Annotated in this window: 14 protein-coding genes and 1 pseudogene; 7 read left to right on the plus strand and 8 right to left on the minus strand. The window is 49.1% G+C overall.

What is annotated here, in order from left to right:
- Positions 1 to 3: 3 nt before the first annotated feature.
- The 3 genes from OI18_RS15870 to OI18_RS15880 are packed head-to-tail and all read right to left on the minus strand — an operon-like array spanning position 4 to position 2190.
- Positions 4 to 681, minus strand: a complete 678-nt coding sequence (locus OI18_RS15870) for an ABC transporter ATP-binding protein (protein ID WP_039141551.1) — start codon at positions 679 to 681, stop codon at positions 4 to 6.
- A gap of 19 nt (positions 682 to 700) precedes the next feature.
- On the minus strand, positions 701 to 910 hold the full coding sequence (locus tag OI18_RS15875; RefSeq protein WP_039141554.1) for a hypothetical protein: 210 nt from the start codon (positions 908 to 910) through the stop codon (positions 701 to 703).
- Between the two features lie 23 nt (positions 911 to 933).
- Positions 934 to 2190 (minus strand): efflux RND transporter periplasmic adaptor subunit, encoded by a 1257-nt coding sequence (locus OI18_RS15880; RefSeq protein ID WP_039141556.1) that lies wholly within the window; start codon positions 2188 to 2190, stop codon positions 934 to 936.
- Between the two features lie 198 nt (positions 2191 to 2388).
- Here OI18_RS15880 and OI18_RS15885 point away from each other — a divergent pair, with 198 nt between their 5' ends.
- Positions 2389 to 3747 (plus strand): sigma-54-dependent transcriptional regulator, encoded by a 1359-nt coding sequence (locus OI18_RS15885; RefSeq protein ID WP_039141558.1) that lies wholly within the window; start codon positions 2389 to 2391, stop codon positions 3745 to 3747.
- On the plus strand, positions 3737 to 5080 hold the full coding sequence (locus OI18_RS15890) for a sensor histidine kinase (RefSeq protein ID WP_039141560.1): 1344 nt from the start codon (positions 3737 to 3739) through the stop codon (positions 5078 to 5080). Before OI18_RS15885 ends, OI18_RS15890 begins: the two co-directional genes overlap by 11 nt.
- A gap of 4 nt (positions 5081 to 5084) precedes the next feature.
- Here the strand turns inward: OI18_RS15890 and OI18_RS15895 are convergent, their stop codons facing one another.
- From OI18_RS15895 to OI18_RS15905, 3 genes are read right to left on the minus strand one after another with little or no spacing between them, the layout of a single operon-like run.
- On the minus strand, positions 5085 to 5606 hold the full coding sequence (locus OI18_RS15895; protein ID WP_039141563.1) for a hypothetical protein: 522 nt from the start codon (positions 5604 to 5606) through the stop codon (positions 5085 to 5087).
- 16 nt (positions 5607 to 5622) lie between these two features.
- Positions 5623 to 6168 (minus strand): HdeD family acid-resistance protein, encoded by a 546-nt coding sequence (locus OI18_RS15900; protein WP_039141717.1) that lies wholly within the window; start codon positions 6166 to 6168, stop codon positions 5623 to 5625.
- Positions 6169 to 6187: 19 nt separating this feature from the next.
- Positions 6188 to 6967, minus strand: a complete 780-nt coding sequence (locus tag OI18_RS15905) for a (Fe-S)-binding protein (protein ID WP_039141564.1) — start codon at positions 6965 to 6967, stop codon at positions 6188 to 6190.
- Positions 6968 to 7093: 126 nt separating this feature from the next.
- On the opposite strand from OI18_RS15905, the gene OI18_RS15910 reads away from it, so the two are divergent.
- From OI18_RS15910 to OI18_RS25030, 5 genes and pseudogenes are all read left to right on the plus strand, one after another.
- On the plus strand, positions 7094 to 7636 hold the full coding sequence (locus OI18_RS15910) for a YceI family protein (RefSeq protein ID WP_039141719.1): 543 nt from the start codon (positions 7094 to 7096) through the stop codon (positions 7634 to 7636).
- Positions 7637 to 7664: 28 nt separating this feature from the next.
- Positions 7665 to 8165 (plus strand): DinB family protein, encoded by a 501-nt coding sequence (locus OI18_RS15915; protein ID WP_039141567.1) that lies wholly within the window; start codon positions 7665 to 7667, stop codon positions 8163 to 8165.
- A complete protein-coding gene (locus OI18_RS15920) occupies positions 8153 to 8866 on the plus strand; it encodes an NRDE family protein (RefSeq protein ID WP_039141570.1) in 714 nt (237 codons plus the stop codon). Before OI18_RS15915 ends, OI18_RS15920 begins: the two co-directional genes overlap by 13 nt.
- A gap of 29 nt (positions 8867 to 8895) precedes the next feature.
- Positions 8896 to 9954, plus strand: a complete 1059-nt coding sequence (locus tag OI18_RS15925) for an ATP-grasp domain-containing protein (protein ID WP_152616853.1) — start codon at positions 8896 to 8898, stop codon at positions 9952 to 9954.
- A gap of 25 nt (positions 9955 to 9979) precedes the next feature.
- Positions 9980 to 10537: pseudogene (locus tag OI18_RS25030) on the plus strand (LysE family translocator); the annotation flags it as partial.
- 28 nt (positions 10538 to 10565) lie between these two features.
- Here OI18_RS25030 and OI18_RS25035 read toward each other — a convergent pair.
- A complete protein-coding gene (locus OI18_RS25035; protein WP_072039030.1) occupies positions 10566 to 11141 on the minus strand; it encodes a GNAT family N-acetyltransferase in 576 nt (191 codons plus the stop codon).
- 24 nt (positions 11142 to 11165) lie between these two features.
- A complete protein-coding gene (locus OI18_RS15935; RefSeq protein WP_240312785.1) occupies positions 11166 to 13799 on the minus strand; it encodes a TonB-dependent receptor in 2634 nt (877 codons plus the stop codon).
- Positions 13800 to 13955 lie beyond the last annotated feature (156 nt).

The following is a 13955-nucleotide window of genomic DNA, read 5'->3' on the forward strand; positions in this document are numbered from 1 at the left end:
GTATTATGCCATGATGTTTTCCATTACTGTCTGACCGTCGAGCATCCTGATCACGCGATGGCTGTAGCGTGCATCGTGTTCGCTGTGGGTAACCATGATGATGGTGGTACCCTGCTCGTTAAGGTCGGTAAGCAGTTGCATTACTTCGTTACCATTGCTGGAGTCGAGGTTACCGGTAGGTTCATCCGCCAGGATCAGCTTGGGATTGTTCACCACGGCGCGTGCCACGGCAACACGCTGCTGCTGACCACCTGAAAGCTGCTGGGGATAGTGATTGCGGCGATGCATGATCTGCATTTTGTCAAGCACATTCTCCACGATCTTTTTCCTTTCGGATGTTTTCACACCAGTATAGATAAGCGGAAGCTCTACGTTTTCAAAAACGGTCAGTTCGTCGATCAGGTTGAAGCTCTGGAATACGAACCCGATATTGTGTTTGCGCAGGTCGGCCCTTTTTCTTTCATTGAATTTTGCTACTTCGATTCCGTTGAACAGGAAGCTGCCTGCATCGGGATCATCGAGAAGTCCGAGGATATTCAGCAAGGTGGATTTTCCGCAACCGGAGGGGCCCATTACAGCCACGAATTCTCCTTCCTTAACTTCAAATGATAATTTGTTGAGGGCAACAGTTTCCACTTCCTCAGTGCGGTAAATCTTTTCCAGACCAGTGATCTTGATCATGTTGTGTGATATTTGTTGGTTATATAGAAAGCAATAATACAAACGGGGACGATGGTACTTCCGGAATCGACTCCGAAATTTTTCCCTCGGTTTCTGCCGATTTTGTGGGACAGCCACCACCACTGGCAGCACAATAAATCCTGCTATGGGTGGGCGTTGAAAACAGTACCAGCATCAGCGACAGCAGGCATATTTTCAGCAATGGGTTTTCCAACAGCAGCTTTTTCATAAAAAAGGTTTAATGGTTAATGGCTATTGTTTTTTCAATATGAGTTCCTGCATGTTTCCATAGTTTTCATAGCTGCTGGTGATAACCTTATCACCCGGCTGCAAACCGCTCAGTACTTCATAGTTGTCCGGACTCTGCATCCCCAGCTGTATATCAACTTTGTAGGCAACTGTTCCTGCATCATTCAGTTTGTAGATCCAGTTACCGCCAGTCTGCTGGTAAAATCCGCCCTTGGGAAGGAGCAATGCCTGTTTTTCATCACTCAATGCAAGCCTGATCTGTAGTGTCTGTCCGCGGCGAATACCTTTTGGAACCTCTCCTTCAAATTCCATGTCGACCTGGAACCTGCCATTAGCCACCTGGGTATAAACCTTTTTAATGGTGAGACGATAGTCCTTGCCTGCAAATGTGAAAGAACCGTTAAGACCTGTAAAAATTCTTGAAATATAGTGTTCGTCAATGTCCACCCTTACTTTAAATCCACTCAGTACATCAATCTGTCCCAGCCTTTCGCCTTTATTCTTCGACTGGCCGATCTCAGCATCCAGGCTGGTAAGCTGACCGTCGACCGGGGCACGAACCACCAGGTCACCAACCTTTTTGCGCATCAACTGGAGCGCGTTCTGCATGCGCTCGTATGATTGCTGCATCTGGGCGATCTGCTGGCGGTTGCTCAGCGAATCTTTCTTGAGGATATCGGTGGTAAGGTCTTTCCGGGTTTTCTGGTAGTTCCAGAGGTTTTCGGAGGATTTATATTCCTGTGAACCGATCGCTTTCTGGGCGTACAGTTTGCGGTTCACATTATACACGCGTTCAGCTTCTTTAACTGCGTTATCCACTTCCGCCATCTGGTTCAGACGGGTGATGGTATTCTGGTCGGCGTTGTTCTTCGAGATCTGCATCTGGGTCAATACGTTGAATACCTGGGTTTCCTGGTTCGACAGGCTTAGCTCAAGGTCTGTATTGCTGAGGCGCAGGATCGGCTGGCCTTTCGTCATGATCGCACCATCTTCCACGTATTTTTCTTCAACCCTTCCGCCTTCCGTTGCATCTAGGTAGATGGTGGTAACAGGAAGAACGATTCCGTTAACCGGGATATTTTCCTGGAAGATCCCTTTTTTGATCTCGCTTATCGTGATCCTTTCTGTATCCACGTTCAGTCGGCTTTTGCCCGAAGTGAAATAATAACTGCCGGCCAGTAATGCAACCAGTGCTGTTACTCCTGCGATGGTGAGGATCTTTTTAGTTGACCATTTCTTTTTTGCGATGACTCTATCCACGGTTAATCAGTTTTCGTTTCCTTTCTTTTAGATTTGTTTCAATAAGGCTAAACCCCGTGCCGATATTTCAAGCTGTTGAAAATCAAAGGACTGTGAACAGGATAAGAAAGGGTACTGTCCGCTTTCGATACAATAACTGTCCGCTTTTGATAGAGACGTACAGTGCGGGGAATATGTTATCATTGTGGCGAAATATTTATGACACTTAAGAACGCCTCCATACTGGTGATCGACGACGATACCGACGTGCTCACCGCAGTTCGCCTCCTGTTGAAAACAGAAGTAAAAGACGTGGTAACAGAGAAGAACCCGCAGATGCTCCAGACCCTGCTCAGCGCCCGTAAGTTCGATGTGATACTGCTCGACATGAACTTTACCAGTTCCATCAATACAGGGAACGAAGGATTGTTCTGGCTCAGGAAGATCAAGGAACTGAAATCGGATGCTGCCGTTATTATGATCACCGCCTACGGTGATGTGGACCTGGCGGTACGCTCACTTAAGGATGGCGCTGCAGATTTCGTGGTGAAGCCCTGGCATAACGACAGACTGATCGGTACCATCAAGGAGGTGCTTAAAAAGCGGGAGGGCTCGGGATCTTCGGAACGCACGACAGACAATACCACGATCATCGGAAACGAACTTCTCGGTGAGTCGGAAACCATGCAGGCGATCTTCTACAAGATCGAAAAACTGGGACCGACAGACGCCAATATTCTTGTTCTTGGTGAGAATGGAACAGGGAAGGACCTGATCGCAAAAGCCATTCACCAGCATTCATTGCGGGCCGATAAACCATTCGTAAAAGTGGATGTGGGCGCACTGACAGACTCACTGTTTGAAAGCGAATTGTTTGGTCATAAGAAAGGAGCGTTTACAGATGCACGTGAGGACAGGGCCGGCCGGTTCGAATCTGCCAATGGAGGAACAATATTTCTCGATGAAATTGGCAACATCAGCCTGCAGCAACAGGCTAAATTATTGTCCGTTCTGCAGAACAGGACGGTAACGAGACTCGGCTCAAATACACCTGTGCCTGTTGACGTGAGACTGGTTTGCGCAACCAACCTGCCGATCGCAGAACTCGCCAATGAAACACGGTTCAGGAAGGATTTGATTTACCGGATCAATACTGTCGAGATCATTATGCCGCCGCTTCGTAAAAGAGGGAAGGACATTATGCTGCTCGCGAAACATTTCAACAACATGTATTGCCGTAAATACATGAAACCACAGCTGCCTTTCGATGCATCGGCAATTGACAAGCTGATGACATATCCATTTCCAGGGAATGTACGGGAGCTGCAGTATACCATTGAACGTGCCGTGATCATGGCTGAAGGCGAAGAGCTGACGGCTGCAGACCTGCTGTTTTCGCCGATCGAATTTGCCACTGCGGCAAATGATGAACCAGATGAAATGAAACTCAGCAATATCGAAAAGAACACCATCCTTAAAGTGATAGAAAAGCACAATGGCAATATCACCCGCGCCGCCAGGGAACTGGGATTGACGCGGACCGCCCTGTACCGTAGACTCAGCAAATATGATATTTAAAAAAGGAGAGAACAGGTTATTCCTGAAAGTACTGCTCTTGTTTGCAGTACTCTGTGGTACCGCCTTCCTGGTGGTGCACCAGCAGTACAAATATCTTTTTCTCATTCTTCCATTGATTGCCTGGCAGCTGACAGACTTATACCGTTACCAGCGTAAGGCGCAGGATGAACTGGACCAGTTTGTGGAGTCGGTCCACTACCGCGATTTCTCCCGTTACTTTGATGTGAAGCATGCGCCGGCAGAGTTACAGCCTTTGCGGCATGGATTCAACGAGATCAACTCTACTTTCAAAGTAATCAGTAAAGAGAAGGAAACGCAGTACCAGTACGTGCAGAAGATCCTCGAGCTCGTAGATACCGGGATCCTGTCATACGATATGGAGGACGGCCAGGTGGTGTGGATGAATGAATCGCTGAAGCGAATGCTTCAGTTGCCCTATCTCAAGACCGTCAACAGCATGGAGAGAAGGGATGCAGGATTGTACCAATCAATCACCACGCTGCGGCCCGGCGAATCGAAGCTGGCTACTGCGCATAATGATAAAGGGACATTCAAAGTTTTGGTTTCCTGCACGGGATTTCAAACGGATGGCCGCCAGTATAAACTGATTGCATTCCAGAATGTGAACGAGGCCCTCGATGAAACAGAATCAAAGGCGTGGCAGAAACTGCTGAATGTAATGACGCATGAGATCATGAATTCAGTGGCGCCGATCTCATCGCTCGCGGATACATTGAAGAACCGGCTGCATGTGGCGGCAGGAGAGATCGATGACCCCAATGGTACATTGGAAGACCTGGACCTCGGCATTGAAACCATCAAGCGGCGGAGCGAGGGCTTGCTGCGATTCGCGGAAACATACCGGAACCTGAACAAGATCACCCAGCTGAATGTGGAGAAGATCTACATCGTGGACCTGTTTCAAAACCTGCAACAACTTATGCAGCCGACCTTTGAGCAGAAAAAGATCGAGTTGGAAGTGATCATCCGGGAACCTGAACTCGTACTTGAAGCAGACCCCAACCTGTTGGAGCAGGTGCTGATCAACCTGATGGTAAATGCCATGGATGCCGTGAAAGATGCCGACCAGCCGCGCGTCATTCTATCTGCTTCCGTTTCCAGTAGCCGCAGGCCGGTAATCAAAGTGGCCGACAATGGCGCAGGAATGTCGCAGGAAGTAATGGATAAGATCTTCATTCCATTCTTCAGTACCAAAAAGACCGGCAGCGGCATCGGGCTTAGCCTGTGCAAACAGATTATGATGCTGCATAAGGGCACTATCCAGGTGCAATCTGCCCCGGGCGAAGGAACGGCATTCAGCCTGCAGTTTTAGATTCTTATATAGCTGCTTTCCCGGTAAGGTCCAGTCGCGTCGCCAGCCAGCTTTCGCTGACAGGAATGATCCATTTTTCTTCCAGCGTAGCTTTTGTGGGAACAGTATTGTTGAAATACAGGGTGTCTCCCGTAACAAACCCGTTGTCGACTGCAGGTTTAAGCTGGGCAAGCGGTAATAGCTGGATTTTATCCTTTACTACCAAAGCCAGCAGCTGCCGGTCGAACAGGTTGACCTGGAATTTTTGTTCAAGCTGTTTGATGACCCGTACACTGCTGTCCGTGCTGCAGCCCCCGACACCGGTAACATCTTCATCAGCCATAACGATGATGAACTGTCCAAAGAAAATAGAGGCGAATCCCTTCACGGGGGCGCCGTGGCTGTTCCATTGGGCGACAAATTCCTGGAGAATAGCGTCAGCTTCGAGCACTTCGGACATACTAAGGAGACGGTTGCACTGGTAGATCCATACGCGCGATCCGGGAGAAAAATCTTCCGGTAACAAGTTTTTATAAGCCAGATTCATCCGGCAAAGGTACTATTTAGGGCTTATTCGCCATCTTCCGGATCCGGAGGCCAAGGATTATGAAAAAGAGTCCCATTATGAGCGCATATACTCCCAGGAGCAGTGTCAGGGTTATACCTCCCTGGATGGGATTGGCAAGTAACAGCAAGCCGAAAATGACGGAAATTACCCCGCCGGCAATCAGCCAGCCTTCCCCTTCGATGGTTTTCCGGATGCGGATGGCAAAAATGATCTCGGCAATACCGATTAAAATTGACCAGATGCCAATCAGGATCATTATTGTTGCTGCGGTGACAATAGGGTTGGCGTAGGTATAGATACCAAGCAGGAGTCCGACCAGTCCGGCCAGCAGCGCGATCCACCAGTGGGGGTCTTCGTGCCTTGACCGGATGCCGCCGATAATGGTGAGGATGCCGTTAAAAATGAGCCAGGCACCGAACAGGAGGATAAGCGTTGAAAAGGCAATGGCGGGAAGGAATATAGCGACAAGTGCAAATAAGGTTGCCATGATGCCCCGGAGCAGCAACAGCTTCCAGGCATATGCCAGAAAATAACGTCTCATATATTGATGCGTTGGTTGCTCAGCTGAGGCTGGCTGCAATCAGTTCTGCAATGTCGAGGACCTGGACATTTTCTTCCTTTTCCCTGGTCTTTACCCCGTCAGTCATCATGGTATTGCAGAAAGGACAGGCCGATGCTATTATGCCAGCTCCTGTATCCAGTGCTTCATCGGTACGTTCCCAGTTAACGCGGGTAGTTCCTTTTTCTTCCTCCTTGAACATCTGCGCACCGCCGGCCCCGCAGCATAAGCCTTTTGAGCGGCAGCGTTTCATTTCTATGAGTTCGGCGTCGAGCGCCTCTAATACTTTTCTTGGTGCTTCGTAAATGCCATTCGCCCTGCCCAGGTAGCAGCTGTCGTGGTACGTGATCTTTTTGCCTTTGAAGTTCCCGTTCTCTTTCATCCTGATCCTTCCTTCATCGATCAGCTGCTGTAAAAATGTGGCGTGGTGAATCACTTCGTAATGCCCGCCCAGTTCGGCGTATTCATTCTGCAGGGTATTGAAGCAGTGTGGACAGGTAGTCACAATTTTTTTGATGCCATAACCATTCAGGACCTGGATATTCTGGTAGGCCATCATCTGGAACATGAATTCATTTCCTGCGCGGCGCACGGGATCGCCGGTACACATTTCTTCTTTTCCGAGGATCGCAAACTTTACCCCAACGGTATTCAGGATCAAGGAAAACGCCCTTGTGATCCGCTGGGCACGCTGGTCAAAACTACCCGCACAACCAACCCAGAAAAGCACTTCGGGAGTTTCACCACTGGCAGTAAGCTCAGCCATCGTCGGAACCTGCATGTCGATTTTTTTTGTAAATCTAGAGGAATTGAACCAAATAGCTGCACCGGGCTTTTCGCATGGGCATGGGGGTAATTGGCACAGGATTCGCGGATACAATCTACCTTGCAGAACGAAATCAACATCATGAAAGCAACTTTCGTTGTCCTGGGACTACTTTTCACACTGTGCAGGAACACCTGTATGGCCCAGGCGATGCATCCCGTTGATGAGTCGTCGAAGGTGTCGTTCTTTATCAAGAATTTCGGTGTAACGGTCGACGGCAGTTTCAAAGGACTGCAGGGTGAAGTGCGTTTTGATCCGGCAAAGCCGGAAGCCTCGGCGTTCGAGATGAGCCTGGATGTAAATTCGATCAACACCGGGATAGCCAGGCGCGACAGGCATCTTCGTTCCGATGACTATTTTGATGTGGCGCGTTTTCCGAAGATCAACGTTAAAGGTGAAAAGGTTACGGAAGGAAAGGAGAAGGGCTCATATGTACTGCATGCGAAACTCACGATAAAAGATGTGACTCGGGACATTGATATCCCGTTTAAGGCGGTTGCAAAGAATGGTGGTTACCAGTTCGACGGAACCTTCCGGGTGAACCGGCTGGATTACAAGGTAGGCGGAAACAGTATTTCGATGGCCGACCAGGCCACAGTAGTGCTGCAGGTATTTACGAAATGAATTATATTCGGAACTATAACAAAAAAGGATGCATTTACTCCACGCTGTTCACCAGGTTTTCGGGCAATTGACGGCTACGCTGGTTCTCTTGTCGGATCACCAGTATACACAGCAATGCAAGACGCTCAGTCATTCCACGATCGGCCAGCATACCCGCCACATCATTGAAATGTTTCAATGCCTTATCAATGGATTTGAAGAAGGGGTGGTTAATTATGAGAAGCGGGACCGTGATGTGAATATAGAAACCAGCCGCGAAGTGGCCACCAGCCTGCTGCAGGTGATCTATAACATGTTGCAGCGAGAGAATAAATCATTGATCCTGCATGCTGGTTATTGCGACAATACCAACGAAGTAGTTGACTTAGACACGAATTTTTACCGTGAGATTGCCTATAACCTTGAACATGCCATTCATCATATGGCACTCATCAAGGTCGGAGTAATTGAAGTATCGAATATTTCCCTTCCCGAAGGATTCGGAGTAGCTTCCTCAACACTGAAGTACCGGAAAGCATGTGCACAGTAACTTACCTGCCGTTGGGCGAAGGAGTGGTGATCACTTCAAACCGCGATGAAAAGACAACCCGTGCGAGGGCTATTCCACCCACAGAATATAAGGTTGGCAATTCAACGCTGGTGTACCCGAAGGATCCGAAGGCCGGCGGTTCATGGATCGCCCTGAATGAAAACGGATCAATGGCCGTACTGCTGAATGGTGGCTGGCGGAAGCATAAACCGGAAGCAGCATATGGCAGAAGCCGTGGACTGGTATTCCTCGATATCGTTTCAGGCGCAGATATGGTCGTTGCGTTTTACGATTACGACCTGCGGGATATAGAACCATTCACACTGGTGATTTACGGTAAAGGAAGACTATCAGAAGCCCGCTGGGATGGCACCGAAAAGCATGTAAGAGACCTTCCTGTTGATGAACCGCAGATCTGGTCTTCGGTTACACTGTACGATGCGGAAATGCGTCAACAGCGCGAACGCTGGTTTGAAGAATGGAGGGTTAACCATCGCCGGCCGACAGTGAATGAAATTCGTGACTTTCACCACAGCGCGGGGGAAGGAAGCTCCGACTGTGGGCTGGTCATCAACCGCGATGATCACATGAAGACGGTCAGTGTTACCAGCATCCACATGACTGCAAAGTCAGGAACAATGAAATACCACGACCTGCTTGACAACGCAGAACACAGTTTCTCCTTTTCACTGGTCAATTAATTTTCACTTTTGAATTTTTACTTTTGAATTTGCTCAACAGTCTGCTCCGCAAGCCTTTTTTTATAAAACTTCTTCACTGGGAATACTGGTCATTCAATACAGTTTACGGCCCTATCATTCCCATCTGGCTTGTACTTTGTGCCAGGGCCAGGTCATTTTTCTTTTTTTCCGCTTCAAATCCCACCATCATGAACGGTGGCTTTTTGATGGAGTCGAAGAAGCAGATCTACGACCTGCTGCCGGAAGGTTTTTACCCGCGTACTTTATTTTTTGCACTGCCAGCTAAAGGGGAATGCGTGGTAAACGCTGTTCGCACTGCAGGATTGAAATACCCGCTCATTGCAAAGCCCGATGTCGGCGGAAGGGGAAGAGGGGTCCGGAAGGTGAACAACGAAGAAGAGTTGGTTGGCTATAGCCAGGAGTCGGCGCTTGATTTCCTTGTACAGGAATATGTACCCTTTGCGAACGAAGTAGGAATTTTCTATGTGCGGATGCCGGGCGAAAGCAAAGGGCGCATAACCGGCATAGTGAGTAAGGAATTTCTTGCGGTAACCGGTGATGGCGTACATAGCATGCGCGAACTGGTGATGCAGGAGAAAAGATTTATCCTTCAGTTGCCCGCGCTTGAAATTATGTTTGGAAGCAGGCTGAATGAAGTGTTGCAGGCAGGGGAGAAACGTGAACTGGTTCCATATGGCAATCATGCGCGGGGCGCAAAATTCCTTGATCATTCGCATCTCGCGGATGATGCATTGTTAAATGCAATGGATGAGCTTTGCCGGCAGATCGAAGGGTTTCATTATGGAAGGCTGGACATCAGGTTCGAAAGCTGGGACCTGATGAAGCAGGGCAAATCTTACTCTGTAATAGAACTGAACGGTGCCGGAGCAGAACCGACGCATATGTATGATCCGAAGCATTCGTTGTTCTTCGCTTGGAAAGAGATCATCCGGCACTGGTACATTTTGTTCCGCATCAGCCGTCGCAATCACAAAAAAGGCATACCTTATATGAGCTTCAGCGAAGGTCGCAGGATGTTCCGCGAGAACAGCGAATTCGAGAAGAAGATCGCCCGGTTGTATGTTTAGCTTCATCAAAATTTTCGCTGCAGGAATGGTCATCAGTTTCCTGGGCAGTCTTCCATTGGGAACGCTGAATATTGCGGCCATGCAGATAGCCGTGCAGGAGACCGTCCGCCGCGCGCTTGCCTATGCCCTCGGGGTTGCCATTGTAGAGATCCTGTACGTACGCCTGTCGCTTAAAGGAATTGACTGGATCATTGCCAACAGGAAGTTCTTTTATTTTCTTGAATGGGTGACCGTAGTGTTGTTCCTGGTACTGGCAATTAGCAGTTTCATGGTGTCGCGCCGTGCGGAAAGCAAACAGAAGAACCTGTTGCTGAATAACAAGGTGAACAGGTTCTGGCTCGGCCTCAGCATGAGTGCTGTAAACCCGGTGCAGATCCCGTTCTGGTTTTTGTGGAGCAGCTACCTGTACAGTACGGGTTTGCTGAAAGCAGACAGCTTTTATTTCAATGCTTATACGCTTGGTATCGGGGTGGGAACAGTTACCGGCCTGCTGTTATTTATTTACGGAGGCAAATGGATCGTACAGCGGTTGAACACTGGGCAGCGGACCATCAACTTTATCGTCGCGCTGGTTTTTTTCGTGTCTGCGATCGTTCAGCTTACGAGGGTGCTCAATAATCCATTGGAGAAGAGACTGAAGACGGGGCAGCGATACACACTTCCTGGCGGAGATCTTTCATCATCACATACCCGGTTGGCTCACTGTTGCGGAAATGCAATGTTTCCTGTCCCATCATCTGGTAACCATGCCGCAGGTAAAACTGCTGCGCACGGGCATTTGGAATAAATACGTGCAGCCAGCTTCTTTCAAATCCCATGCTCCGGGTACGCTTGTGGGCAATGGATAACATTTTGGTTCCCCAGCCGCCACCCCGGATTTCTTCGTCGATATAAAAACGTGATAGCTCGAATCCGCCGCGGTCAAACTTTGCATCGTGCAAGCTGGGAGGCGCCATTCTCAGGCAGCCTTTGACACCATCGGGCGTATCGAGTACGAGGTAAAACCTGTCGCCCTGCAACATATCGGCATTGACAGGTTCCGTTGAAAAGAGTTCTTCGCAGATGGCCGTAAGATCTTCCGGGAGGAATCCACTCTCATGGATATACGAAAACCCTGAAATACAAAGCCGGCTGATCGCCTCCGCATCTGCCATTACGGCTTCCCTGATGGTAAATGCTGTAGTCATAAGCGATGAGCCGGCTTTTAATTATCAGAATTGAACACCTTCACCCATGTTCTGGTCTGCCCGCATGTTCTTTCTCTTGAACAGCGAGGTATCGAATTTACCAAATCTCCAGCTGAAGTTCAGGCGCACAATCTGCGGATCTCGCAGTCTCCAGGTATTCTGCTCGAAGCCGGGTGATGAGCTGTAAGTGTCGTTGATGTTGGTGCGGAAAATATCGTTGATCGCCAGTGTGATGTTGGCGCGTTTTTCCTTCATGAATTCGTAGCGGAGGGCTGCTTCCACCTCGTAGCGTGGACGGATATATCCCTGCGCCGTGGTCTGCGGTGCGCCCCACATTCCACCACCACCGCCACCGCCGGGCGGAAGAATGGTCTTGGACGTATAGTTACCGGAAAGCTGCAGTGTCAGTTGTTTCGTCAGCTTGATGTTGTTGTTCACCTTAACGAAAAAGCTGGTGATGGCTTCCTGGTCAGGAATATCCGGCTGGTTCGCATTGATCTTCGACTGGTACAGGTTGAAGTTTGTCACCAGTTCCCAGAAGGTGGTGAGCTTGTTGCGGCCAATCAGTTCAAGCCCGGTGATGTAACTGTAATCAGCGTTGATATAGCTGATGACAATCTCTTCCTTACCGGTGAACGGGTTGATGTCTTCTACCTGGTTACGCGTGATCAGGTTTGTGGTATGCTTGTAATAAGTACTTGCAATGAAGCTGTTGCCCGAACCATATTTTTTCTGGTAAGAGAATTCCAGTGATGCCGTGAACTCCGGCTTCAGGTCAGGGTTACCTCGTGTGAGGTTAAGCGTGTCTGAATAATCGGTGTAAGGGAAAAGCTGGAAGAAATTCGGCCTGTTGATCCTTCTTGTGATGTTGAAGGCAAGCTCATCATTGTCATTCAGCTGGTAGGTAAGGAACGCGCTCGGGAAGAAACTGATCGGGAAGCTGTTCCCGTAGTTCATCATGGTATCCTTGCTTTCAGGTGGTGCAGTTGTGGTCAGCATTTCACCCTTATACTCCGAACTTTCGGCTCTTAAACCAAGCTGGTAACCAAGCTTGCTCACTTTGCCGGTGTAAGTCAGGTAACCTGCATAAACACGTTCCGTGTAATCGAATTGTGAAGACAGTTCAGGCACATACATGATCTGGCCGTTATTACCGATCACACTGATATCGTTTACGCTTTCCTGTTTGCGCGTGATCAGGCGCAGCCCGGTTTCGAATTTTGAAGTCTCGGTGAGCGGGTTTACAAAATCTGTCTGGAAAGTAAGGTTGCTGTTGTTGCCGTTTCCGGTATTCAGCTGGCCGTACCTGCGGGTGATGTTTCCGTTTGGTCCGTCCAGTACGTTGTTCGCAATATTGGTCAGGTTATCGTTCTTGCTTTTATTGAAGTTGAGGTCTGCAGTAAGTTCGCGGCCCGGTTTGGTGAAGAGGCGCTTATAATAAACAGACGAACCCATGTTGCGGAACTCACGATCGCCATCTGAAAGCCTGTCGCTGTAATAAGATTTAGTGCCGGTGTTGAACAGGCTGTCTGTACGGATATCGCTCTTGTTGTCGAACTCGAACTTTCCGCGGACGAGGTTAACAGCGAAGCCGAGGGTGTTCCGGTTGTTCATGAAATAGTCCATGCCTGCACGGCCGAACATAAAGCTGCCTTCGTTCTCACTGCGGTCATCCTGGTTGAGGTGCGTGTAGGGATCTTTAATAAAGGTGGTACGACTTGTATTACCATCCATGATCGATTTGCGGGTGCGGTAGTTGGCGCTCGCAAACACGTTCACTTTGCCTTGTTTCAAATTGATATCTGCACCGGCATTTGGTTTTAAGCGGCTGTCAATGCCCGCACGGATGCTGCCGTTGTAACCTGCCTTGCGGTTCTTTTTCAGCACGATGTTCAGGATTCCAGCGGTTCCGCCCGATGCATCAAATTTTGCTGAAGGGTTGGTGATCAGTTCAACGCTTTCGATGGCGTCGGCAGGGATCTGGTCGAGGGTAAGCGTAGTAGGCCTGCCATCCACGAAGATCTGCGGGGCACTGTTACGGAGGGAAACATTCCCGTCGATATCAACCGAAACGGAAGGGATGTTACGCATCACGTCTTCAGCTGTACCGCCGGCAGAAACGAGGTTCTTGTCCACGTTGTATACTTTCCTGTCAATTCCCATCGACATCAGTGGTTTGGATGCGGTTACAGTAACGTTCTCGAGCAGTTTCGGATCTGCTTCGAGTTTGATATTACCGAGGTCTTTGTCCATCGCACTCATGGCGCGCTGCATATCGCCGCCAGGTTTGAATTCGAATCCAACTTTCTGTTCAATAGTTTTGAACCCGATAGCGGTTACTTTCAGCCGGAAGCTTGCTGCGATTGGCAGTCCTTCAAAACTGAATTCCCCTCTTTTATCTGTAAGCATACCAGCGATGATGGTATCCTTTCTTTTCTTGCTGAGTGTGTCGAATTTGCTTTGGATAAGTTGTACGGAAGCGGCGTCGAGGCCTTTGTTACTGCCCGATGTGCCATCGATGATCCGGCCATAAAAGCGGCCGATATTCATTCCCCCGCCGGCGCCACGTTGTGCGCCCTGGGGCATTCCGCCCGGAACCTGGGCACTGAGGGTTGTACAGGCCAGGAGGGTAAGGATAAAAAAGATCTGTTTAATCATTATTACGGTTTTCTCTGAGTGCGGCGAAGTTCTGCATTTGTTCATGACAGTTACCCGACAAATTGATGAATGGTAAGGGGATGTATATATACAGTGCGATTGTGTCGATAAGTCAATGAGTGAATGAGTCAATAAGTGAATAGGCGACCTGCGACC

The sequence above is a fragment of the Flavihumibacter solisilvae genome (assembly GCF_000814475.1).
In the GTDB taxonomy this organism is placed as follows: Bacteria; Bacteroidota; Bacteroidia; order Chitinophagales; family Chitinophagaceae; genus Flavihumibacter; species Flavihumibacter solisilvae.

What these genes read in the sequence shown, in the direction of transcription:
- OI18_RS15870 (WP_039141551.1), bottom strand. Translation starts at nt 681, where the DNA reads ATGATCAAGATCACTGGTCTGGAAAAGATTTACCGCACTGAGGAAGTG.
- OI18_RS15875 (WP_039141554.1), bottom strand. Translation starts at nt 910, where the DNA reads ATGAAAAAGCTGCTGTTGGAAAACCCATTGCTGAAAATATGCCTGCTG.
- OI18_RS15885 (WP_039141558.1), top strand. Translation starts at nt 2,389, where the DNA reads ATGACACTTAAGAACGCCTCCATACTGGTGATCGACGACGATACCGAC.
- OI18_RS15890 (WP_039141560.1), top strand. Translation starts at nt 3,737, where the DNA reads ATGATATTTAAAAAAGGAGAGAACAGGTTATTCCTGAAAGTACTGCTC.
- OI18_RS15895 (WP_039141563.1), bottom strand. Translation starts at nt 5,606, where the DNA reads ATGAATCTGGCTTATAAAAACTTGTTACCGGAAGATTTTTCTCCCGGA.
- OI18_RS15900 (WP_039141717.1), bottom strand. Translation starts at nt 6,168, where the DNA reads ATGAGACGTTATTTTCTGGCATATGCCTGGAAGCTGTTGCTGCTCCGG.
- OI18_RS15905 (WP_039141564.1), bottom strand. Translation starts at nt 6,967, where the DNA reads ATGCAGGTTCCGACGATGGCTGAGCTTACTGCCAGTGGTGAAACTCCC.
- OI18_RS15910 (WP_039141719.1), top strand. Translation starts at nt 7,094, where the DNA reads ATGAAAGCAACTTTCGTTGTCCTGGGACTACTTTTCACACTGTGCAGG.
- OI18_RS15915 (WP_039141567.1), top strand. Translation starts at nt 7,665, where the DNA reads ATGCATTTACTCCACGCTGTTCACCAGGTTTTCGGGCAATTGACGGCT.
- OI18_RS15920 (WP_039141570.1), top strand. Translation starts at nt 8,153, where the DNA reads ATGTGCACAGTAACTTACCTGCCGTTGGGCGAAGGAGTGGTGATCACT.
- OI18_RS25035 (WP_072039030.1), bottom strand. Translation starts at nt 11,141, where the DNA reads ATGACTACAGCATTTACCATCAGGGAAGCCGTAATGGCAGATGCGGAG.
- OI18_RS15935 (WP_240312785.1), bottom strand. Translation starts at nt 13,799, where the DNA reads ATGATTAAACAGATCTTTTTTATCCTTACCCTCCTGGCCTGTACAACC.